Source organism: Enterococcus sp. AZ091 (genome assembly GCF_051714805.1).
GTDB classification, from domain to species: Bacteria; Bacillota; Bacilli; order Lactobacillales; family Enterococcaceae; genus Enterococcus_D; species Enterococcus_D gallinarum.
Map to the genome: position 1 here is coordinate 85,244 of NZ_JBIOSO010000003.1, position 22,812 is coordinate 108,055.

Sequence of the window (22,812 nt, forward strand, 5' to 3'; positions counted from 1 at the left end):
TTTATATGATTATTGGTTATGCTAGGGTATCAAAAGACGATAGTTTTTGGAAAGTTTGGAGGAATGAATGGTAAAAGAAAAAATTTTTGGTACGTTTGTGGGTGTTCCTTCGGAAGAACAATTACAGTTATACTTTCAATTAACTGATTTTGATAGGGAAATTATTAATGAAATGAGATTAGATTCCACTAAACTTGATTTTGCTGTACAGCTTGGTACAGTGCGATTTTTAGGAACTTTTTTTACTGAATTTTCAAAAATTCCGTTAGAAGTGATAGTGTATCTGGCTAATCAATTATCTATTGATCCACGTGAATTTGATTCTTATTCTAGGAAAATGACAATCAGTCAACATACACAATTGATCAAAGATCACTATTCGTATAGAAACTTTCATGACTCTGATTGCCAGAAATTTCTCTATGATTGGCTTTTATCTCGTGCTTCACATACGACTGAAACAACTGAAATGCTTTCAGATATGCTATTCTAAAATGAAAAATGGTCAAATACACATCAATCTTGAAGTAAATAGGTTACACGCGAATTGGGAAGACATTGAAGCTATAAGCCTATTTACATCAGAATCAGAAAGGATCATTCACAAAAAATTTAATGAGTTGACAACCCAAAAAAGCAGCAATCTCTCCGACATAGAACACTTTTATTTGGAAGTAGAAAATACTTACAAACAAGAGAAAAACAATGGTATACATAAGGTTCTTCTCTTGTTAAAAGCAGTCTATTCAAGCTATAGTAACTTAATTCCAGCCATTTCTTCAGACGAAATGGAATCTATTTTCAACCGAATTTATCAATCAAAAATACTAACTTCCATCGACCTAAAATTAGTAGGAGATTTAACCACTTACTTTACTGTTGCTCAATTGAAAGCCATAGCGCCAAAATTCTTCCGTTCAAACAATCCGGATTTAGAACTGCGGCCACGTATTTTTCAGACATATATACCTATATGTCAAAGCAATATCGCGGATATACTCATCGATAACAAAGAATTTGAAACAGCAACATTGCTCCTCTTTGATTTAAAAGAACTATCGAAACACAACAACAACTTTTTCTACTACTTCCAAGCCCATTTTTTGAATTATCGCCTGCTCTATTTAACTGTAAACAGCGAGAAAGAGGAGCTAGAAATTCTAGAGTGTTACGAAAAATAGTTAAAATCTGGTAAAGCAATTTTTGGAACTACACCTGCATTTAAGGCATATCAAAACTCATTTGAGAACCTAAAAAAACAAGAAAAACAAAACCATAAAAATAAGATCACCATAAATTGGTAAAAGAGCTATTTAGGCTCTTTTTATTATGATCAATCAATTAATTTTTAAATTATTTCCCTATCCTAAAGTCAGTAACTCAAAGACTTCCTTCTAAAAAGAAACAAACCATCATTCGCAAGCTCATGTAGCCCTCGACGTTATTGATGCCTTTCCCTCACTTCGTTCAGTCCAAGCCATCAATAAGTTTTCGGGACAATTCCTCCTTCAAACACTCTCAAAACCTAATCGACATACGTCTTTTCTTTTTTGGGATTCATACTGAGATAAAACTGCTCTTCCAGCAGTAGCAACTCTTTGTAGACCCCATCCATAGGTATACTTGCAGATAGGCTCAAACTATAAAGAAAATCGCATGGAATAGCTTTAACTGACCTATTTCTCGTTACCCAGCTAGATACTGTACCCTGTTTGTAACCATGCAGTTCACAAAACTCCTCAACACTAAGCCCTAAACGCCCAATGACAAAAGCATTGATAGGATGTGGATACACGTAGGTTTTCACACTCATAGTTAGTAAGCCTCCTCTTCGATATCACTGCGTATGCAGTAATAGTACTACTCTTCTCAAAAACGAGCAAGCAAGACAGGTCTCTTAGGGTCATAGAAAAAGAGAGAAAGTATCATAGATATAATGTAAAAGGCAATTTGCGGGTTTTAATTTTATCCAGTATCTACCTCAAACAATTTCATTTGTTCAGCCTTCTTGGGGCCCTCTAACATTTGTTCCAGCGTTTCATAGATAAATGTACGTGCCAATCCAAAAGCCTCTGAAATTGCACTAAAATACGCTTCTTGGACTTTCTTCTTCACTCGGATGAGTGATCGCATCAAGCCATAGACCGACGCTAAAGTGATTCCGCCATTTCGTCCGGAACGGATCCGGAAATAGATTTTATTTTCGTTCTTCAGTTGCTTCAGTACTTTGTCCAACGAGCGCTCAGGAATTTTTAGTTCTTTTCTCAGTTGTTTCTTTGTAGAAACGATATAAGGTTTATAGGTGTATGATTGTTGGTTCAAATATTCCAAAAGATCTTGCGCCCACTCATGACTGTGCGAATATTTGCGCGCTTTACGCTCTTTTTTAAATTTCCACCAGCCCTTTTTCTTGTTAAACAGCTGTTCTTCAGATAAACTTTCATCAACCCATTCCTGGCATAGCAAAATTATTTTCTCCCTATGCGCTGCCTGGTACTTTTTCGAATAAGCTGATCGAATAATTCGAGTCAATTCCCTATCAGTAAGAGGATTAGCCAATCGATCGTTGAACTCTAACATTGCCAACTCGCACTCTTCAATTTCGTATCCGGAAGAAAAATAGGCTAAGGATAAAGTGAAAATGACATTATTTCGGCCGTATCTCCCCTTCTCTCCTTGGATCTTTTCACTTCGCATCAACAAACGGAACCAGGGTTCATCAACTTGGCGGAAATCTTGATTTGACGGTAATTCAAAGACGTTCTTATAGGTTGCTGCTTTATCTGCATCCATACGCATCGACCAGTTGATCCAGTCCGCAAAGTTATATCGGTATTGTGGTTCAAAAAACAGAAGATTATCTTCCGAAGGCATTCGTGTGATTCCAAAATGATTGGCATTCACATCTACAGGAAAGTCTTTTGCCAAGGCATCACGCAAGTTCTTAGAGATCATTTTTGCTACGTTGATCACTTTGAAGTTGGATTTTTTTGTGACATAAGCTGGTTTCTCTAATACATAAAATGCCTGATATCCGTGAGGCGTACGTAAAACCATTGTTGGCATAAAACCCAGCTCATGGCTTGCCAATAAAATTTCTCCATAGTCAAAATTCGGGTCTAAGGTATCAAAGTCAACGAAGAAGGTATTGATTTGTCGCAAATTGTCCTCCGAGTGGCCCTTTGTAAATTGGCGTCCTTGATCTGCATAGGTTCCATATCGATAAACATTGGGAGTCCAATGGCTAAATTTATTATTGTTTTCGATAATTCCTTCTTCCGACGTAATTACCAAGCCGATTCCTTCGATCATGTGTTCCTTTGAACGGTACGCAAAGATAGCCCCTTTTCCTGATTTATCACTAAAAGTGAACGGTTTAAGGCGGCTATTTTTATATTTAAATTTACGAATACCGTTTTGTAAGATCGTTGAATAAACGACGTCTAAAGAAGCTACCATGCCAACTTATCCTTTCCAAACAAAAAGAGAACACAAATAATCTTTCGTTTTGTGTTCCCTCAATGGCCTAGAAAGTCAAAATTTCTTTAAAATTGCATGACAAAATAAGCGTATATATATTGAGTTGCTCGTCTAAAAATGGTAAGATAAACTTGTAAGTTCGGATTGTCAGTCCGAAGAAACTTATCCAATTACATAAGTGGTTGTCAGCCACTTACATAAATTCCGGAGACGAGCGAGAACACATAGTGTCTTATGTGATTCAGAAAAGTAGGTGAGGTCCAATTCACTTATTTTTCCGTCTCTTTTTTATGTATTTTTCTTCTATATCATCTTACCCCATACTTCTTAAACATGTAAACTCCCTTTTTCATGGAATTTTTTATGCTAAATATACAAATAGCGTAATATCAACCTTTTTCCACCTCCGAATATAGCACATGTTTTTCCATAAAGATAAAAAATTGATTTTTGTAATTATCCCACTAGCATCAGCTGTTGTGGTTTCCAAAACCAATGATACACTATCCTTTAGACATATTTATAAACATAAACATAGCTATATTTATGTTTATAAATATTGGAAAAACTTATGCTACTTACTTTTCATTTTCGCTCAGTTCCGTTGCATTAATACAAATAGATACTATGGAATTTTTTATGCTACATTTTTCGGGTTCTCTTATCTACCACAGTCTGGATTCTTATATTTATATATCTATATCTTGAATCATAACTAACTTTCATATGGAAAATTATATGCTATTTCCGCTCACTGATTCACTCTATTTTCTGACGTGCATTTTTATTTCAATGATCGATGCCCCATTTTTGATTTAAAAGATTTAATGTCTATTATTACAACTACTAGAATATTCTCAATCATATACATGTATACGTGTATGTATATGTACGTGTTTATATTCATGTATATACCAACATGTATTTCCATTCGAAAAGAATTGTTTATGTTTATGTAGAAAATTTTCTAGAGTTATAACACGATATTGTTATGGAAAATATTATGCTATTTATTTCAGATTCCTTATTGCGCATCTTACTGCTGCCAGAAAGCATTAATCATATACATTAATATGTACCTATACGTAAACATGCACGCAATCATGTTTGTTAGCAGTAAAGATCTTTATAAAACATTACTTTAGGAATCATAATCCTTCATTTTGATTAAATGCCAATATGTTTATGTATATAAATATATTGGTGTATATAAACATGGTAAGTATCCTTCATTTAAAGAACATAATTCTAGGAAGGTAACACGATATTGCTATGGAAAATATTATGCTATTTGTTTCGTATTCCTTAATGTCCATCTTTTCTAGTAATAGAAATTTCCAAATCCTATATCTATACATACACATAAATATATACACGAATATAAACATGTTTATGTATATTGATACCTAGAGAACTATATAAAACACTAGTCCAAGAATCATACTTTTCATTTCGATTAATAATCAATATGTTTATGTATATAAATATATTGATGTACATAAACATGTGTAGTATACTGTATATAGAGAAAATCTTCTAGAAAGGTAAAACGGTATTATTATGGAAAACATTGTGCTATTTGATCTAAACGAAATAGACAACAAAAGGAACAAAACACTCCAAAAATCCAATAGCTTAATTCAAAAAGCGAAACATTCCTTGTCAGCAAAAGAACTTACTCTGGTCGATTATATGGTAACAAATATCAAAGAAACCGACGGTGATTTTTTTACAGTTGAAACATCTATCGCAGAATTAAATGAAATATGTAAATTTGGTCAAGGTGGGGCTGCCCATCAAAATACTGAAAAAGCACTACTAAATTTAGCTAATAAAGGCTTTTGGATTGAGCTACCTGACGGAGCTAAAACAATCGGTCGCTGGCTTGACAAACCATACATAAAGAATGGCCAAGTTAAGTTGAGACTTGATTCTGACCTTGCTCCGTACTTATTAAATCTAGTTGAAGGTCAATCTACTAAGCTGTTTTTCCTTGACGTAGTAAATTTAAAAAGTATTCACGCAAAGAAGCTTTACGAATATTTACAGTCCTGTAAACCTAATACTGAAATATATCTTTCAGTAGAAGAGGTAAAAGAGTTATTCCAAAAAGAGCATCTTGAATGGTACAGAGTCCTTTCGTATCTCAGGAAAGCTAAAGAGGACATTAATAACCTAACTACTATGAACATCGAGTATGAATCTGTTAAAGAGGGTCGCACAACACTTGGCATCAAGGTAAGACATACCAAAAAAGAATCCGAACTAATTGACTAAAATAAATACATGTTTATATTTACCATCATAAATATGTATATGAATATGTTTATAGATCGTCTATTCACTCAATAACTGAGAAAAAGGGGGAAAAAATATTGTTCACATTGACTGCAAATATTGAAAAAGGTGGTACAGGTAAAACCAGTACCCTCTATAATTTGGCTGAAAAGACTTCAGAAGAAGCTACTGTGCTCCTCATCGATCAAGATAAATCAGGAAACCTATCCGATAGGTATGGAAAATATGACTTTGGTTTGCTAAAGGACGAGAACAAGATCTCTAATTTATATAAAGGAAACGACGTCGAGCCTATCCATATTCATAAAAATTTAGACTTATTAGCAGGCGGTCCTGAACTAGCAGAAATAGAAGATCTCATTAGGGACAAACCAAATAATCGCTTAATATTGTTTTCCTGGTATGTAAAAAATATCGAAGAACTTCAAAAAAAGTATGATTATATATTCATAGATACGCACAACGATACGAGCTTAATAACACAAAACGCTTGGGCTGTTTCTGACGTTGTTCTAGGAGTATCTGATCCCTCAATGGACGGTTTCAAAGCGTTATTGAAACTCGGCAGAGATATCGATACTTTACGCAAAGAACTGGTTGAAGTACGAACAGGAGAAAGCTATTTAGTTGCTAAATATTACTTTATTGGCAATAAAGTAAAACATAATACTAATTCTAGCAAGGAATTTTTAGAGATTATTTCCAAAGAACCAAACTACTTAGGTTACGTTCCAGATAAAGAGCTGGTAAATACAGCTAATTTAGAAATGACGCCTTTAGTTGAAATTTCAAAGAACAAAGATCTCTACAACAAACACAAAAATTTCTTTGATCATACATGGGGAGTCTTTGATACTATACTAAATAAACTAAATGGAAGTGATAAATAATGGCAAATAGATTCGAAAAAGCAAAAAATACGTTCGAGGGAACTCCAGATACTCCCATAACAGAAAAACTTACTACTGCTAGATTAGACAGTGCTTTAAATCCAGCAGAAGAAGTAGAAAAAACAAAGCCTACTCAAATAACTCTTTATCCTTCAGACAAGGAAAAATTGCAGATCCTTAGAAAGAAACTTAAACGTAAGTCCGCTTCAGAGGTAATTCGTGATCTGATTAATGCTGAATATTCCCGTCAATTTCCGGATTGATACATAAAAGAAGTGTGAGCTTTTGCTTATACTTCTTTTTTAAACTATAAAAAAATACGCATATACATAAACATATTGGCAATCATATACATGTATATAAACATAGTCATGCACATGTATACCTAGAAAACAAGGAGGCTTCCCAATTTTTGTACATAAAATAGCAATTTTCAAACAAAATTCTTAAAAATCCTTTAATAAGAAGGGAGAAACGAGAAATTTAATAACACTATAAATAAAAAGACCGAGTAGTTCTCTTGACACCAAAAGCGAACTCATGTTCTAATGCGTATATAAAATGTATCGTTTTTTAGAAAAGGGGATTTATCATGGCCATGCAGTTTGGTGTGAATCCTACCTTCGACTATTCGAAGGAACCCTCACGCGATATCCTTTGTATCGACTGTAAAAGCTTTTATGCTTCAGTAGAATGCGTAGAAAGGGGATTAAATCCACTTAACACTAAATTGGTTGTTATGTCGTATCCTTCAGACGATCCGAACCTGAGAGGAAGTGGCCTGATCCTGGCATCAAGTCCTGTTGCAAAGGCAACCTATGGTATTTCTAATGTAAGCAGGGCAAGGGATTTGCCGTTTCCTTATCCGGAAGATCTAACAATCGCGCCACCAAGAATGGCGTTGTATATGCGTAAAAATATGGAAATCAACAATATCTACAAGGAATATGCTGACGAACAAAATCATGCCGTTTATAGCATCGACGAGAGCTTCTTAGACGTTACAGACTCATTGCGAATGTTTGGTGCTAAAGACGCAAACAAGCTGGCTAGAATGATCCAAATTGACGTTTATAAGCGTACCGGAATCTATACGACAGTCGGAATAGGAGACAACCCTTTATTAGCCAAATTTGCTCTGGATCTCGAAAGTAAAAAAAATCCACACATGAGAGCAGAGTGGCGCTATGAGGACGTCCCTGAAAAACTTTGGACCATTGACAATTTGACCGACGTATGGGGAATAGGGAGCAAAACAGCTGTCAAATTATACCGTATGGGTATCTTCAACATGCATGATCTCGCTCATGCGAATTATTATAAAATCAAGGAAAAGTTTGGTGTTTTAGGTACACAATTATATGCAAATTCATGGGGGATTGATCGCTCCTTTCTGGGTCAAAAATATTCTCCGAAGTCAAAATCTATAGGTAATAGTCAGGTTTTGAATCGTGATTATACTAGAAGAAATGAAATCGAAATCGTTATAAAAGAAATGGCCGATCAGGTAGCAACCAGGTTACGACGTGCAGGAGCCAAAGCTGAAGTCGTATCACTTTGGATCGTTTTTTCTATGGGCTACATCGATCGAGCTGGCAATCGCGGCTTTAGTCAGCAAATGAAGGTGCCTGCTACCAACAGCAGCAAACAAACTGCAAACTACTTACTCCAGATATTTGATCGCCATTACAAGTACCAGGATATCCGACATGTTGGCGTGAACTGTTCGAAATTAGTTTTTTCGAACGCGTTACAATTAGACCTATTTGCTGATCCAGACGAACAAGTAAAAGACTTGAAAATAGATTATGTTGTAGACACTATTCGCAAAAAATACGGGTTTAAGTCCATTGTGCACGCCAATAGCCTTTTAGAAGGCGGACGCGCAATCGCTCGTTCATCACTCGTAGGTGGTCATGCCGGAGGCTTGGCTGGAATCGAAGGTGGTTCCAATGGTAAAGCGAACTAAAAAATCATTTTTAGATTACAACGAGTATCATGATCGGCCATTCGGGTTAAAGTGGGGGACTGCATATGCCATGGACGAGCTGGTCAAAGGAATCAAAGAAAACGAAGCCTGGGCAATCAAAGAAGTTGCTGCTCTTGAGCTAATGAATCGAGAGGAGATTGACGTGATCCTCTCAGAATCGTTTCTTTATCACAAATCGGTTTCTATTCAATTAAACACCAAGAACGAATTTGGACGGTTTTTAGACCCTCTAGTAGGCCTCTTTCTTGGTGAGGCTTACGACGACTATTTCGTTATTAACGATCAGCAAATCTTTTGGTCGGACGTCCGCCATATTGAAATAAAAAAGGAAAAAAATGGTTCGATATCGATTACTTTCGAAATAAAGGATCTCCAAGTAAAGTCGAAGAGAAGAACAAAGAAATTGATTCTGAAGTTGAATTAATAAAAAACGAGTATTATCAGCCCTTTTTAGAAGACGACTGAAGAGAATTCCTTAGAGCATTTTTAAAAAAGGAAAAGACATAGGCTCTTCCATAAGAAAATTAATTATTCATTTTCTACTCAAATACCATTAAAATTATCACCTATTTTGAATGCTATTTCTAGAATAATGGTCGGAAAGTACGAAAACTACAGATTTTTACAGATTAACTAGAGAATAAACTATATAAACTAAAAAGGTATTACCATAATTCGCAATTATGGTAGTACCTTTTTAAAATACTATAAAATTAGGCATACTACTTTTATAGTAAGGTATTATATCAACGATGGTTTAAGAATATTGAAATAAACACCTAAGTATAATAAAGAAGGGAAAAAACATGATTAAATACTACCATAATAATAATCATTATTTTCTTGAGATTAATTCTATTGATACTTCTATTAATAGGTAATACTTACATTTTGTTTAATTAAACATCAAAACATCGAATAAAATTTAATAATATTTTTTCTATAAATAAACATTTTTTAGATATTGACACTATTTGTATGCATCAGTACAATCAAATGCAAATAACGCAATATTTTTTTGCGATATCACTTTATTAAGTATTCTCATTTAGGATTTTTATAAATAATGTAGTAGAAGTAAAACCTAATATGCACTTTTTCACATTTATAATTTTAGTATGGCAAAGTTAATTTGCAAATGAGGGAAAAAAGAATTTCTAATCTCGATGTATACAGATCTCGCCCTAAGTACACTAGTACAAGGACAAATCAACCCTATGCAATAGTTTAAATAGTTATAGCAAATAAGGGGTTTATATAAACGTTTCAAAAGTTGATTTAAAATATATAGATTTCGGGAGAAAACTTTAATGTTAAAAAAATGCAAGAAATTTTCGATAACCATTTTGCTACTCACTGGCTTTTTTCTTTTGAATTTAAATGCTGTAGAAGCGAAATCATTTATTTATCCAAATCCATCTCATACTATAGATGAAATGTTTAAGGAGCATGACGACTTTTCAGGAGGAAATCCAGGTAGTAAAGGAAACTCTGGTAAAAGAGGGGTTTCAGGCAGAAAGGGGGAGCCTGGCAAAAAAGGAAATGATGGTAAAAGAGGGAATGATGGTAAAGGCAAATTTATAATCATCTATTAGTATTTAATATTCTTTTGAGAAATGAGGGGTATGGAAATGATCTTATATAAACTCATTAATACACCAATTAGTAATTATTTGTATAATAAGAATAAAATTTGTAAAATCAATGAACAGCAATATTTAGCACTAAAAGAATATGAAACAGTTATTGAAAACGAAGATTCCATAAAAAAAGACACTCGACTAGATAACTTAATAAAAAACGGATTTTTAGGTGATAATCCCATTGTCTCAATAGAACATCCAGACACCCAGATTCTGAATGAATTGGTAAGCAATTCAATGTCTCAGATGACACTTCAATTAACTCAAAATTGCAACCTTAGATGCTCTTATTGCGTATATTCAGGGAACTATTATAATCGCCAGCACAATAATAAGGTAATGGATTTTGAACTGGCTAAAAATAGCATTGATTACTTTTTTAAACATTCATCACATAGTAATGATCTAGCAATTAGATTCTACGGTGGAGAACCTTTACTATGCTTTAGATTCATAAAAAAATGTGTTGAGTATGCTGAATCTACTAACCCTGGTAAAAATCTTTATTTTACAATAACGACTAATGGAACACTATTAACAAAAAAAGTGGCAGAATATTTTGATAACCGTAATTTTCACATTACATTAAGTTTAGATGGTGCATCAAAACAACACGATATCAATAGAAGATTTGTAAATGGCAAGGGATCATTTGAGGTTATTCTTAAAAATCTGAATAGGATTATCGAAAATCACCCTGATTTTGCTAAAAAAATTATGATAAATACGGTTATTACACCTCAACATGATGTAGATATCCACCCGTGAAAACGGGTGGATTTTTAACAGCCCTAGAATGGCTCACCATTCGCTAGCCCCTTTAAATGACCATCAACTGCTCACATCCCTCTCTCTTTAACTATTTAAATGGATCTACATACTCTTACTTATACCATCTCTAATTCGATTATCATCTTCTTGTTCTCGAATATATTTTTCAATTGTTTTTTGATTTAACCCAACCGTACTTACGTATTATCCTTTGGAACAAAAGCTTTTATTCCCATGCTTATATTTCAAATTTGCATGTTTTTCATGGATTAAGGCTACGCTTCGTCCTTTTAAATAGCTCATAAAACTAGAAATACTAATCTTTGACGGTATTCTTACTAACAGTTGAATGTGGTCAGGAATTTCATGAGCTTCAATAATTTTAACGTCTTTCATCTCATATATCCATCTCGTATGTGCTAAACTTTTATTGTCGTTAAACATAAAAAAACTCCTTTCGATCTGATACGCAGTTGGTAGCCATCGTTAGTATATCGAAAGGAGTTTTTTATCGCTAAATCTATTTCATCTACACATAAAAACGCGCGTTTTTTGTTTCGTACGCTACGTGAACGAAACTGATTAAAGTCAATAATAATAAAAGAGCGAATCTATTATAGGCTCACTCTTTTATTATTGCTATATTTGAATTTATCCAGGATCACTTCAAAAGTATCTATATCAAGCTGGCACAACTAAAGTAAGTATTTCTTTTCCTTTATAAGTTCAATTAATACTAGGATAGGGGGGGAATCAGATTCTTGTATCTCGCCCTTTACTCACTCGAAGCTAGTTACCAGTGTTTATCAAAAATATTTTTTCACCCATGCTCACTCCTCCAAAAAGAGCGCTGCGTGAAACTTCACTAACGCGCAACGCAAGTCTAATTATGCAAATCTAACGATTAGTTTAGCACAAAGTAACATTTTTTAAATTGTTATAAGAAAAATAAGAGCGCTTATTGAAAGGAGAGTCAGCTTCTTATCTTCAAGAAGAATTCAGTATCCCAGGAAGAGGAGCTATATATAATTGGAAAAATGGTATCTAAGTGGAGAATTTTATCTCAAACAAAAGATGGTGACAAAAGAAAATATTGTTCATTTCATTGAAAAGCACAAAAATCAATTGTCAATCTCTAAGCTGACACGGTTATTTGGATTTATCAAGAAGCACTTTCTACAGGAATAGAAAACTCATATCAACAGTAATAACATCTATAGAGGAACGAATTCATCAATTAATTCACGAGAAACATTCTCTATTTGGGCATCGCAAAATTCATGCCTTTTTGAGTTGTGAATTTACAATAGATATCAATAAAGTGCCGTGTATCATGAAACGAAAAGACTGGAACTGCAGAGCAAAAGGAAAAAAATATCGTCATACCGGACCGCAACATAAAGCTTTTGACAACCTTATCCAAAAGGATTGGAACACCAAATAACCTTTACAAAAATTAACGACAGACATCACTTACCTTTCTTTCGGAAGTAGCATCCTTGTATACCTATTTAAAGTATAGTGTTACAAAATTACTGAATCGCCTAGTCTTTTTATGATCTCAGAAATAAGTATACATATTATTTCACGTTAAAATAATTGTATAATCTAAAAAAACTTTTATTACAATTGTTATTTTGATAATTTATAGATAAGGAAAAATTAATATTGGAGAGTTGATAATGTGGGGAAAAAAGAAAAAAAGTATAATCCTAAACCAAGAAATGAATTTGAAAAAGGGTTATTTAAATATTTTGAAAAAGATTATTCTTTAAAAAAATTAGACAAAAAGCATTTTGAAATATGGAAAAAAGAAAATACTAAATGAAAGGATTATGAGTGAAGAAATTTAGTATTAATTAAAGAAAAGTCCACAAGATAAAAATAATAATTATTTTACAAATAGAAAATAAAGAAAGAATAAGGAAGTAATTATTTTATGAAAGAGATAAAAACATTCTTGAATGAAGAGGATTATTTTTCCTATTTTGATCAAATTTGCATGGATTCCTATCTTATAGACTATTATCCATTAGTTTTAGTTGAGATCAAAGCAATCTGTATAAAAATAAAAAAATATATTTCTTTGGTAAATTCGTGTAACTATTTCGAGATACACTCCAAAATTCTTGGATTAGATGCACGCTTACAAATTATTTTAACACTTTTACCAACCAACTTTGAAAAAACGTATAATCCATTTGAAAAAATAACTCAAAAAGAAATAATTGAATGTTCCAGAAAAGATTATAAATTGTTTTCTAGGGAAATATTTGATCTAAAGATTGATGGTAACATTCCACATTCTCTTTATTTTTCTGTATTGTAGAACACGATCCTACAAACTCATAAAAATATTTTTAAATATTTTTATGAGAAAAGATATACCATGAGAATTTAGAGAGAGAACTTTTTCACAATATATTCTGTATCAGTTATCTGTTTTTCATTTAGCAGAGATAAATAAAATTGTTTATTATTGAGCAATATTGACTATCGTATAGAATCTTTCATTATCAATTACATAAACTATTATAACAAAAAATATAACAGTTTCTTTTAAATAAATAAAAGAATTATCATTATTTTAAAAGGATTTTCAACAATATGAAAGTAAAAAAGCCCTTTCTTAAAATAAATTCCTTTGCTATAATTATTTTAAATTAAAATTGAAACTATTTAACAAAGGAGTACAAATATGGAAAGTAAAACAGCTGGAAAAACTGTAGCACAGGAGAAAAATCCTTGGGAAGGTTTTAACGAAGGTCGCTGGCAGCACGAAGTTAATACATTAGACTTTATCAAACGTAATTACACAGAGTACAAAGGAGATGATAGCTTTTTAGAAGTAGCAGCCTCTAGTACAGAAAAATTGTGGAATAAGTTACAGGAACTTTTTGAAGTTCAACATAAGCAAAATGGTGTTTATGATATGGATAACGATGTACCTGCAACAATCACTTCTCATAAACCAGGTTACTTAATTAAGGAAGAAGAAAAAATAGTTGGGCTACAAACAGATATCCCATTGAAACAAGCATTTATGCCTTTTGGTGGAATCAATATGGCAAATAAGGCATTGGAATCAAATGGATATGAAATAGACGATGAAATGTCCTTTATTTTTAATAAATGGCGTAAAACGCATAACCAAGGTGTTTTTGATGCCTATACAGATGAAATGCGTTTAGCACGTAAAAACAAAATTATTACTGGGCTACCTGATGCTTATGGACGTGGGCGAATCATTGGTGATTATCGTCGTGTAGCATTATATGGTATCGATTTCTTAATGCAGGAAAAGAAAAAAGATTGGAAAAATATTGGTAATAAAGTAATGACCAATGACGTAATACAGCTACGTGAAGAAGTTTCTGAACAATTCCGTGCTTTAGCTGATATGAAAGAGATGGCAGCAAGTTATGGCTATGATATTTCAAAACCTGCTACTAATGCACAAGAAGCAATTCAATGGTTATATTTTGGGTACCTTGCAGCAATTAAATCTCAAAACGGGGCAGCAATGTCAATAGGACGTATTTCTGCATTTCTTGATATTTATATCCAACGTGATTTAGATCGTGGATTGATTACTGAATTTGAAGCTCAAGAAATGATTGATCACTTAATTATGAAATTACGCATGGTAAAATTTGCTCGTACACCAGAATACAACCAATTATTCTCTGGTTACCCAATTTGGGCGACACTATCAATAGCTGGTATGAATATGGATGGATCCTCATTAGTAACCAAAAATGATTTCCGTATCTTGCATACATTGACTAACATGGGACCTTCACCAGAACCAAATTTGACTGTGTTATATTCTTCCCGTTTACCAGAAGGCTTCCGTACTTATGCAGCAAAAGTAGCCAAACAAAGCTCTTCAATTCAATTTGAAAACGATGATTTATTACGCCAATACTGGGGATCAGATGATGCGGCAATTGCTTGCTGTGTTTCTGCGACAGTAATTGGAAAAGATATGCAATTCTTCGGTGCCCGAGCAAACTTAGCAAAAGCAGTACTTTATGCAATTAACGGTGGCATTGATGAAATGACAAAAATGCAAGTTGGCCCACGCTTCCGTCCTCTAGAAGGTGATAGCATCGATTTCGATCAATTTATGGAAAGCTACAAAGATGTTTTAAACTGGTTAGCTGAGCTATATGTAAACACTTTGAACGTAATCCATTATATGCATGATAAATATGCTTATGAAGCTCCACAATTAGCATTAATGGATACTGATCTGAAACGTACATTCGCAACTGGTATTGCAGGGATTTCTCACGCAACCGATTCATTGATGGCAATTAAATATGGAAATGTAAAAGTTATCCGTGATGAAGATGGTTTAGCCATCGACTATGTCCCACAAAATGAATTTCCAACTTATGGAAATGACAATGACGAAGCAGATGAAATGGCAAACTGGATTCTTGAGTACTTCATGACTCAAATCAAACGTCAACATACTTATCGTAACTCAACACCAACATTATCATTGTTGACAATCACTTCAAATGTCGTTTATGGCAAAAATACTGGAAATACACCAGATGGTCGCCGTGCAGGAAAACCATTAGCACCAGGAGCAAATCCAAGTTATCAAGATGGTAAATTCTTAGGTGAGAAAAATGGATTACTAGCTTCATTAAACTCAACAGCGAAATTGAACTACTCTTGTGCGCAAGATGGTATTTCCGACACACAAACCATTAATCCTGGAGCATTAGGCCGTATGGATGATGAAGGAACGCAAGTGGATAACCTACGACAAGTATTAGATGGCTATTTTGATAAGGGCGGCTACCACTTGAATGTCAATGTCTTTGGTCGTGAACTGCTAGAAGAAATGGATAAAGATATTGACAATCCAAAATATGCGAACTTTACGATTCGTGTTTCTGGATATGCAGTGAAATTTCGCGACTTAACACCAGAACAACGTCGTGATGTTATCTCACGTACAGATCATATTAAAATGTAAAAATCAATTCTATTAAAAAGAATTTAATATTAAAAAATGGTCTGTTTGTCAACACGAACCGACAAGTTGTGCTAAACTTTCATCATTGTTAGATATAAAAAAACCGGCTCTATAACTTATGGGACTGATGAATCAGAATTGATTCATCAGCCCCATTTTCATTATTGACTTTAGTCAGTTTCGTTCGCTACGCGAACGAAACAAAAAAACCGTACGTTTCTATGCGTGGATGAGATAGATTTAGCGATAAAAGTTTAGCTCGTACTACGTATTACATAGTATTAATTCCCGAAATATCGACAAAAATGCCTTATGGAAAATTAAAATTAACTATTAGTTAGATAGTAAGAGAATTGTGTAAGATAAAAGATGTTACAATTTTTGAAACTCATACAACATCTGGCCATATTCAACTGTTAGTAAGAATACTACCGAATATCATTATTTCCAGTTTTATGGGCTATTTAAAAAAATGAAATCTAACCTCAATCCATAAAAAATATATTCGGGAATAATAGTGATTGAATCAAATATAATGTTAGTAAACAAGAGTACGTAAATCTATAAAAATAAATAAGCTTGCAAGCGCTTGACAATCATAAAAAAATCCCTTTAAAAGGACTAACAAATTGTGACCACTTTTTTAAAGCTGGTAAAAATCAATCAGTTTTTAAAGATAAATTTTTACTGAAATCCGTGTATTATATAGTATCAAAAAAGAAATTTCCTTTTTTTTAAAATAAAAAAAGTGTTTTCTTTTTTTATTTTTAATAGTACAATATATATGAAAGCGCAACCAACAAGGTGCTTAGTGTTTTAGAATCTATAATGAAAGGAGAGATTAGTTGAATTTTTTTGTAAATCTAGTGTATTAATTATAAAAATAGGAGGAATTATTAATGATGAATCAAAACAAAAAAAATATTTTTGCTAATAATCATTATTCTGGCTATCTATTCATTGCTCCACAAATATTACTGATGCTGATTTTTATTATTTATCCAGTAATCAAGGGCTTTAAAATGAGTTTTTATGAAGTATATGGTATGGATTCTTATTTTGTAGGATTTGAAAATTTTAAAAATCTTTTTACAGATCCGGTTTTTCTAAAATCTATATTTAATACAATTCTTTTTGTAGTTGCTATTGTAGTCTTAACAATTGTTTTTGCTTTGTTTGTTGCAACAAGCGTTTTTGATAAAAACTCTAAGTATGTTTCTTTTATTAGAGGAAGTTATTATTTGCCGGTTATGGTTTCTATGGTAGTAATGAGTATTATCTGGAATTTTTTATTGAATCCATCAAATGGATTAATAAGCTATATGTTGGGAAATGCTGGGATTAAAGATGTAAATTTATTAGGAAATCCAATGACAGTTATGCCAGTTATTATTTTTGTTACATTTGTAGGTAATGTAGGGCAAGCTATTATTTTGTATTTAGCAACAATGATTGGTTTGCCAGAAGACTATTTTGAAGCAGCTCAATTAGATGGTGCAACCAGATGGCAAAGAATTAAATATATACTTATTCCGTTAATGAAACCAACAACAGCATATTTAACGGTTATCAATATTATTGCGGTTCTTAAAATCTTTGTTGTTATTCAGTTATTGACTGGTGGTGGACCTAACAATGCATCTGTGACAATGATGTACTACTTATATCAAAATGCCTTTGTTTATAACAATACAGGTATGGCTTCATCAATTGGAGTTCTAATGTTTATCATTGCTCTGTTATTTAGCATTCCACAATTGAAATCATTTTTGAAGTCAAAATAATTTAGGAGGGAAAAGCATATGTTAAATAAGTTAAAACAAATGGAAAAATTCGATTTGATTACAAATATTATAGTGTTTGTGTTAGCTCTATTATTTTTACTTCCCTTATTTTGGTTACTAACAAATACTTTTAAGACATCAGCAGAAATCTATCAAATGCCACCTAATGTTTTACCAAATAAATGGTTTTTTGGTAATTTAAATGAATTGTTTCAAGGCCAACCTGCTATGCAGTGGATCACAAACAGTTTTGTTGTAGCTTTTTTTACTGCCCTTTTAAGTGTGATTATTTCAGCTTTGGCTGCGTATGGTTTTGCTAAATTAAAGTTTAAAGGACGAACAGTTTTATTTTTAGTTGTAATTGCATCAATCATGATTCCAAAAGAAACATTTATTGTTCCTTTATTTGATGTTGTGGTGAAATTGAATTGGATTGATACCTATCAATCAATGATTGTACCTAATTTAGCAACAGGATTTGGTACGTTTATGTTGTATTCCTATTTTAAATCTATTCCAGAGTCAATTCGAGAATCTGCTAAAATTGATGGTGCTCATGAGTGGACAATTTTTTATAAATTATGTATTCCAATTGTAAAACCTGGGTTAGGTGCATTGTTTATTTTAAATTTTGTTACTGCATGGAATGACTATTTGTGGCAACTGTTAATGGCTCGTAGTAAAGAGATGAAGACTTTAACGATAGGGGTAGCCAGCTTGCAACAAGATGTGAATCCTAATATTGGATTACGGGTTGCTGGCGCAGCTATTGCTGCTTTACCGATGATTATTATCTTTTTCATGTTTCAACGTTTCTTTATTAAGGGCGCAACAGATGGTTCAGTAAAAGAATAATTAGAAGGAGGGTTATTTATGAAAAAGAAATTATTGTATATGATTTTAGTATTTAGTCTAATCATTATTGGATTTTCAGGATGTGGAAAAAAAGAGCCTCCCCAAAACGAAGTAGAAGTTTGGTTAACACCACAATGGAAAGGGACATATGGAGCTGATGAAAAAGGTGCTGATTATGATAGTTTCTTGAAAACAGCAGCCAATATGTATGAAAAGAAACATCCTGAAACGAAAATTCATGTTCAAGTTGTACCTGGAGATGAACGAGATAGTAAATTAAGTGTAGCTGTACAAACAAATACTTTGCCAGATATTTTCTTTGATTCAACTTTTGTATTATCCACATATGCTCATCAGGGATTGTTGGAACCATTCGACTCTATTATTGATGATAAAAACCGTAATGATATCTCGAATGCAATTTGGGACAACGTAATGATTAAAGATAAAACATACTTTTACCCATTTGCGCAAAATCCAGGCTTGCTTGTTTATAACGCTGATATGTTTAAAGAAGCAGGACTAGATCGCTATATATCTGGAAAAACAGAAATTGCTAAGTGGACTATTGAGGATTTTAAAACAATATTAACTTCTTTGAAGAAAAGCAATAGTAAAGTATCTCCGTTTGGATTATATGCGAAAAACAATCAAGGAGATACCTGGAATATGATGTATTTGAGAATGTTTGGAAACACATTTTTCTCTACTAATGGTGAGTTAAATGTAAATGATAAAGAAGGAGTAGAAGCCTTGGATTTCCTAAAAGAATTAGTTAAGGAAAAACTAGTTACTCCGGGAGCTGAATCTCTTTCAAGTAATGATGTAAATGCAATGTTTCAAAATCAACAGGTCGGTATAAGTTTTGCCAATTCCGTTTTGTATGCAGGAATGTTAGAAAGTATGGATAATGGTTCTCTTAAGAAGTTTGATGTCCGTTTGGCTAATATTCCAGGAAAAACAAAACCACTATCCTTTACTTATGTACTTGGTTCTGGAGTCTTTAATACTAATGGAGAAAAGAGAATGAAATTAGCTCAAGATTTTGTTAAATTCTATTCAGAAAATAAAGAATTAGTTCAAGCAAGCATGAACTTTTTACCTGTGAGAAATAGTATCATTGAAATAGAAAAAGATAAAATGCCACTTCTTGAAACATATACAAATAACGATAAATACGTGGTAAATTTTTCTAATAATACACCAGGATATGCAGAAATTAGAAATGCGCTTTATCCAGAAATACAAGCAGCATTAACAGGTGAAAAGACATCCAAAGAAGCATTAGATGCATTTGTTGAAGCTGGAGATAAGGCTATCGATCGAGGATTAAGGCGTTCTAAAGCTTTAAACGAGCAAGGAGAGCCTGAAAAATGATTTATGATCAATTAAAAAATTTGAAAAAATATAAAAATTTTCACCCTAATCTAGGATTGGTCATAGAGTATTTAGAAAATATAGATATCGATTCCTTACCTTTAGATTGGAGATATTCTTTAAATGAAAATATTCTATTTATGATCCAAGACAAGAAATTAAATAGTGTTTTTACAGGTGAGTATGAGTATCATAAAAAATATATAGATCTTCATATAATCATAGATGGTGAGGAAACTATTGCTTATGGATTTGGTGATATTACAGAAATTAAAGAATATAGTAATAAAAATGACTATGGTTTAGTATTCTCAAGTCGAAGACAAGAATTATACCTATCTCCTAAATACTTTGCATTATTTCTTCCTAATGAGGCGCATGAACCTAATAGAATGACAGAAAAAAGTAAAAAAGTTAGGAAATGCATAGTAAAAATTGCTGTTTAATGATACTTTAGCCAGGTAGAGAAGGAGTGAAAAAGAATGCAAAGACCTGTTAATTTAATTTTAAAAATTCAAACACGATATAACCAATTAACAAAAGCTGAGAAAAAAATTGCTGATTATGTATTGAAGGACAAAGAAAATATAATTTACATGTCTATTACAGAATTAGCAAATGCTTGTGGGGTTGGGGAAACTAGTGTGTATCGTTTTTGCCAAACAATGAAATTTAGAGGTTATCAAGAATTTAAAATGGAACTTTCTCTTTATCTGGCTTCTAGTAGAACAAATGATACAGAAGATGAAAGTCAAGATTTTGGATTCGAAAAAGAACGGATGGATCGGCAATTTGAGGCAATTAAGGAAACCTATCAATTATTAGATTTAAAAGCTATTACTCGTATTGTGGAACTGATGGAGAAGGCAAATTCTATTTTCTTTTTTGGAGTTGGAGGAAGTGCCCAAACAGCTCAAGACTTTTGGAATAAGTTCTTAAGAATCACTCCAAAAGTAAGAATTATTCAAGATGCTCATATGCAAGCAATGGCTGCATCTTTGTTAACAGAAGATGATTTAGTTTTTTTGATTTCTTATTCAGGATCAACGAAAGATATTGTTAATATTGCTGATATTGCTAAAGAAACTCATGCTAAAATAGTTGGTATTACTCGATACCAGAAATCACCTTTAACTAAATATACAGATGAAATTCTATTATGTGGTAGTAAGGAATCTCCTTTAGAAGGAGGATCGTTAACTGTTAAAACTAGTCAAATTTATCTTCTGGATTTACTTTATACCACATACTACCAAAGAAATAAGGAATGCAGTGTTAGAAATCAACATAGAAGTTCACAGGCAGTGGTAGATAGATTGTTCTAGAAATATAAATTTTGAAATTTATAGAAGAATACTACTAACATTTATTAGCTTTTAATATATCTTTATTATTTAAAAATGATTAATCAATTATTGAATAAGTCCATCATAGAGGATATTTGCTAGGAATAATAATTGTTTAATATTTTTAATTTATCTTTTCGACAAATTAATTAACGTTACATTATGTACATTTTAATAGTATATATATCTGTATATTATTTGCTGGAGGTATTAATTATGAAAAAAATTGAAAGTATAAGAGGAAATTTAATTGTATCTTGTCAAGCATTACCAGACGAGCCACTGCACTCATCTTTTATTATGGGAAGAATGGCAGTTGCAGCTCAAGAAGGTGGTGCCGCTGGTATCCGTGCAAATACCTATAATGACATTGTGGAAATAAAGAAAATGATTGATTTGCCAGTAATTGGTATAGTAAAACGTGATTATAATGATTCAAGTGTTTATATTACAGCAACGATGAAAGAAATTGATGAATTAGTCAAAGCAAAAGCTGATATCATAGCTCTAGATGCAACAAGTAATATCAGACCAAAAGGGAAGTCTCTTGAAAGCTTTTTTAATTCTATCAAGACAAAGTATCCAGATCAACTATTGATGGCAGATTGTTCCACAATAGAAGAATGTATATTTGCTGATAAGTTAGGGTTTGACTTCATTGGAACTACGTTAGTTGGATATACAGAGCAAAGTAAGACAATAAAAATTGAAGCTAATGATTTCGAGTTTATCCGTAAAACTATAGACAATGTTTCACATCCAGTAATTGCGGAAGGAAATATTGATACACCTGAGAAAGCTAAAAGAGTATTAGAATTAGGATGTTATAGTGTAGTCGTAGGTTCTATTATTACTCGTCCACAAATTATTACTAAAAGATTTGTTTCGACAATTACAGCCAATTATTAAAAGAGGAGAATAAATCAATGAAGAATTTAACAAAATATGAAGGAATAATACCAGCTTTTTATGCATGTTATGACGAAAAAGGGGAAATCTCTCCCCAAAGAGTTAGAAAATTAACTCAATATTTTATTGATAAAAAGGTTAAAGGCCTATATGTTAATGGTTCATCTGGAGAGTGTATTTATCAAAGTGTAGAAGATCGTAAAATAGTTTTGGAAAATGTAATGGAAGTAGCTAAAGATAAACTTACGATTATTGCTCACGTAGCATGTAATAGTACGAAAGATAGTACTGTTTTAGCAAAACATGCAGAAAGTCTAGGTGTTGATGCTATTGCTGCCATTCCACCTATTTATTTCCGTTTGCCTGAGTACTCCATTTCTAAATATTGGAATAATATAAGTGATGCTGCACCAAATACTGATTTTATTATTTATAATATTCCTCAACTAGCTGGTGTTTCTTTAACACCAAAA

22 protein-coding genes and 2 pseudogenes are annotated in these 22,812 nt (G+C 32.6%); 21 read left to right on the plus strand and 3 right to left on the minus strand.

Going from position 1 to position 22,812, the window contains the following annotated elements; genetic code table 11:
• The first annotated feature begins 67 nt into the window (after positions 1-67).
• Together IGJ28_RS17765 and IGJ28_RS17770 are read left to right on the plus strand one after the other, a co-directional pair.
• Positions 68-493 (plus strand): DUF4158 domain-containing protein, encoded by a 426-nt coding sequence (locus IGJ28_RS17765; protein ID WP_138372276.1) that lies wholly within the window; start codon positions 68-70, stop codon positions 491-493.
• A 1-nt stretch (position 494) separates the two neighbouring features.
• The gene (locus tag IGJ28_RS17770) at positions 495-1,181 is read left to right on the plus strand and encodes a hypothetical protein (protein WP_138372277.1); all 687 of its coding nucleotides are present in this window, start codon (positions 495-497) and stop codon (positions 1,179-1,181) included.
• A gap of 344 nt (positions 1,182-1,525) precedes the next feature.
• Here IGJ28_RS17770 and IGJ28_RS17775 read toward each other — a convergent pair whose 3' ends face one another.
• Positions 1,526-1,813, minus strand: coding sequence for a type III secretion system protein PrgN (locus tag IGJ28_RS17775; RefSeq protein ID WP_438845593.1), 288 nt, complete (start codon positions 1,811-1,813; stop codon positions 1,526-1,528).
• Positions 1,814-1,965: 152 nt separating this feature from the next.
• On the minus strand, positions 1,966-3,459 hold the full coding sequence (locus tag IGJ28_RS17780; RefSeq protein WP_438845594.1) for a primase C-terminal domain-containing protein: 1,494 nt from the start codon (positions 3,457-3,459) through the stop codon (positions 1,966-1,968).
• Between the two features lie 1,581 nt (positions 3,460-5,040).
• Here IGJ28_RS17780 and IGJ28_RS17785 point away from each other — a divergent pair.
• The 7 genes and pseudogenes from IGJ28_RS17785 to IGJ28_RS17815 all read left to right on the plus strand — a co-directional run bounded on the left by IGJ28_RS17785 (position 5,041) and on the right by IGJ28_RS17815 (position 11,069).
• On the plus strand, positions 5,041-5,757 hold the full coding sequence (locus IGJ28_RS17785) for a replication initiation protein (RefSeq protein WP_103301265.1): 717 nt from the start codon (positions 5,041-5,043) through the stop codon (positions 5,755-5,757).
• 98 nt (positions 5,758-5,855) lie between these two features.
• A complete protein-coding gene (locus IGJ28_RS17790) occupies positions 5,856-6,668 on the plus strand; it encodes a ParA family protein (RefSeq protein WP_175413587.1) in 813 nt (270 codons plus the stop codon).
• On the plus strand, positions 6,668-6,931 hold the full coding sequence (locus IGJ28_RS17795) for a ribbon-helix-helix protein, CopG family (RefSeq protein WP_138372280.1): 264 nt from the start codon (positions 6,668-6,670) through the stop codon (positions 6,929-6,931). The genes IGJ28_RS17790 and IGJ28_RS17795 overlap by 1 nt, the downstream gene beginning before the upstream one ends.
• 329 nt (positions 6,932-7,260) lie before the next feature.
• Complete coding sequence (locus tag IGJ28_RS17800) at positions 7,261-8,637, plus strand: Y-family DNA polymerase (RefSeq protein ID WP_242387794.1); 1,377 nt, start codon at positions 7,261-7,263, stop codon at positions 8,635-8,637.
• Positions 8,621-9,123: pseudogene (locus IGJ28_RS17805) on the plus strand (hypothetical protein). The gene IGJ28_RS17800 and the pseudogene IGJ28_RS17805 overlap by 17 nt, the downstream one beginning before the upstream one ends.
• 845 nt (positions 9,124-9,968) lie before the next feature.
• Positions 9,969-10,253 carry a collagen-like triple helix repeat-containing protein gene (locus tag IGJ28_RS17810; protein WP_438845595.1) on the plus strand — a complete coding sequence of 95 codons (285 nt, stop codon included), beginning with the start codon at positions 9,969-9,971 and terminating at the stop codon, positions 10,251-10,253.
• Positions 10,254-10,289: 36 nt separating this feature from the next.
• Positions 10,290-11,069, plus strand: coding sequence for a radical SAM protein (locus IGJ28_RS17815; RefSeq protein ID WP_438845596.1), 780 nt, complete (start codon positions 10,290-10,292; stop codon positions 11,067-11,069).
• A 105-nt stretch (positions 11,070-11,174) separates the two neighbouring features.
• Here IGJ28_RS17815 and tnpA read toward each other — a convergent pair.
• A pseudogene (tnpA, locus tag IGJ28_RS17820) lies at positions 11,175-11,516 on the minus strand (IS200/IS605 family transposase).
• 585 nt (positions 11,517-12,101) lie between these two features.
• On the opposite strand from tnpA, the gene IGJ28_RS17825 reads away from it, so the two are divergent.
• The 12 genes from IGJ28_RS17825 to IGJ28_RS17880 form a co-directional block, all read left to right on the plus strand.
• On the plus strand, positions 12,102-12,260 hold the full coding sequence (locus tag IGJ28_RS17825; protein WP_175413588.1) for a hypothetical protein: 159 nt from the start codon (positions 12,102-12,104) through the stop codon (positions 12,258-12,260).
• 496 nt (positions 12,261-12,756) lie between these two features.
• Entirely contained in the window at positions 12,757-12,900 is a 144-nt protein-coding gene (locus tag IGJ28_RS17830) for a hypothetical protein (RefSeq protein ID WP_167757196.1), read from the plus strand.
• A 111-nt stretch (positions 12,901-13,011) separates the two neighbouring features.
• Positions 13,012-13,401, plus strand: a complete 390-nt coding sequence (locus IGJ28_RS17835) for a DUF7006 family protein (protein WP_103301339.1) — start codon at positions 13,012-13,014, stop codon at positions 13,399-13,401.
• 369 nt (positions 13,402-13,770) lie between these two features.
• Positions 13,771-16,068 (plus strand): formate C-acetyltransferase, encoded by a 2,298-nt coding sequence (gene pflB / locus IGJ28_RS17840; protein WP_138372285.1) that lies wholly within the window; start codon positions 13,771-13,773, stop codon positions 16,066-16,068.
• Positions 16,069-16,421: 353 nt separating this feature from the next.
• Positions 16,422-16,544, plus strand: a complete 123-nt coding sequence (locus IGJ28_RS17845; protein ID WP_228081225.1) for a transposase — start codon at positions 16,422-16,424, stop codon at positions 16,542-16,544.
• Positions 16,545-16,967: 423 nt separating this feature from the next.
• Positions 16,968-17,852 carry a carbohydrate ABC transporter permease gene (locus IGJ28_RS17850; RefSeq protein WP_103301341.1) on the plus strand — a complete coding sequence of 295 codons (885 nt, stop codon included), beginning with the start codon at positions 16,968-16,970 and terminating at the stop codon, positions 17,850-17,852.
• 18 nt (positions 17,853-17,870) lie between these two features.
• Positions 17,871-18,707: a carbohydrate ABC transporter permease gene (locus IGJ28_RS17855; RefSeq protein ID WP_138372286.1), complete on the plus strand. Its 837-nt coding sequence runs from the start codon at positions 17,871-17,873 to the stop codon at positions 18,705-18,707.
• A gap of 18 nt (positions 18,708-18,725) precedes the next feature.
• A complete protein-coding gene (locus IGJ28_RS17860) occupies positions 18,726-20,084 on the plus strand; it encodes an ABC transporter substrate-binding protein (RefSeq protein WP_195957962.1) in 1,359 nt (452 codons plus the stop codon).
• Complete coding sequence (locus IGJ28_RS17865; RefSeq protein ID WP_077454665.1) at positions 20,081-20,530, plus strand: YhcH/YjgK/YiaL family protein; 450 nt, start codon at positions 20,081-20,083, stop codon at positions 20,528-20,530. Before IGJ28_RS17860 ends, IGJ28_RS17865 begins: the two co-directional genes overlap by 4 nt.
• 36 nt (positions 20,531-20,566) lie before the next feature.
• Complete coding sequence (locus IGJ28_RS17870; protein ID WP_438845597.1) at positions 20,567-21,409, plus strand: MurR/RpiR family transcriptional regulator; 843 nt, start codon at positions 20,567-20,569, stop codon at positions 21,407-21,409.
• A 237-nt stretch (positions 21,410-21,646) separates the two neighbouring features.
• Positions 21,647-22,339, plus strand: a complete 693-nt coding sequence (locus tag IGJ28_RS17875) for an N-acetylmannosamine-6-phosphate 2-epimerase (RefSeq protein WP_217698254.1) — start codon at positions 21,647-21,649, stop codon at positions 22,337-22,339.
• 17 nt (positions 22,340-22,356) lie between these two features.
• Positions 22,357-22,812: dihydrodipicolinate synthase family protein (locus tag IGJ28_RS17880; protein WP_438845598.1), on the plus strand; the 456-nt coding region annotated here is incomplete at its 3' end.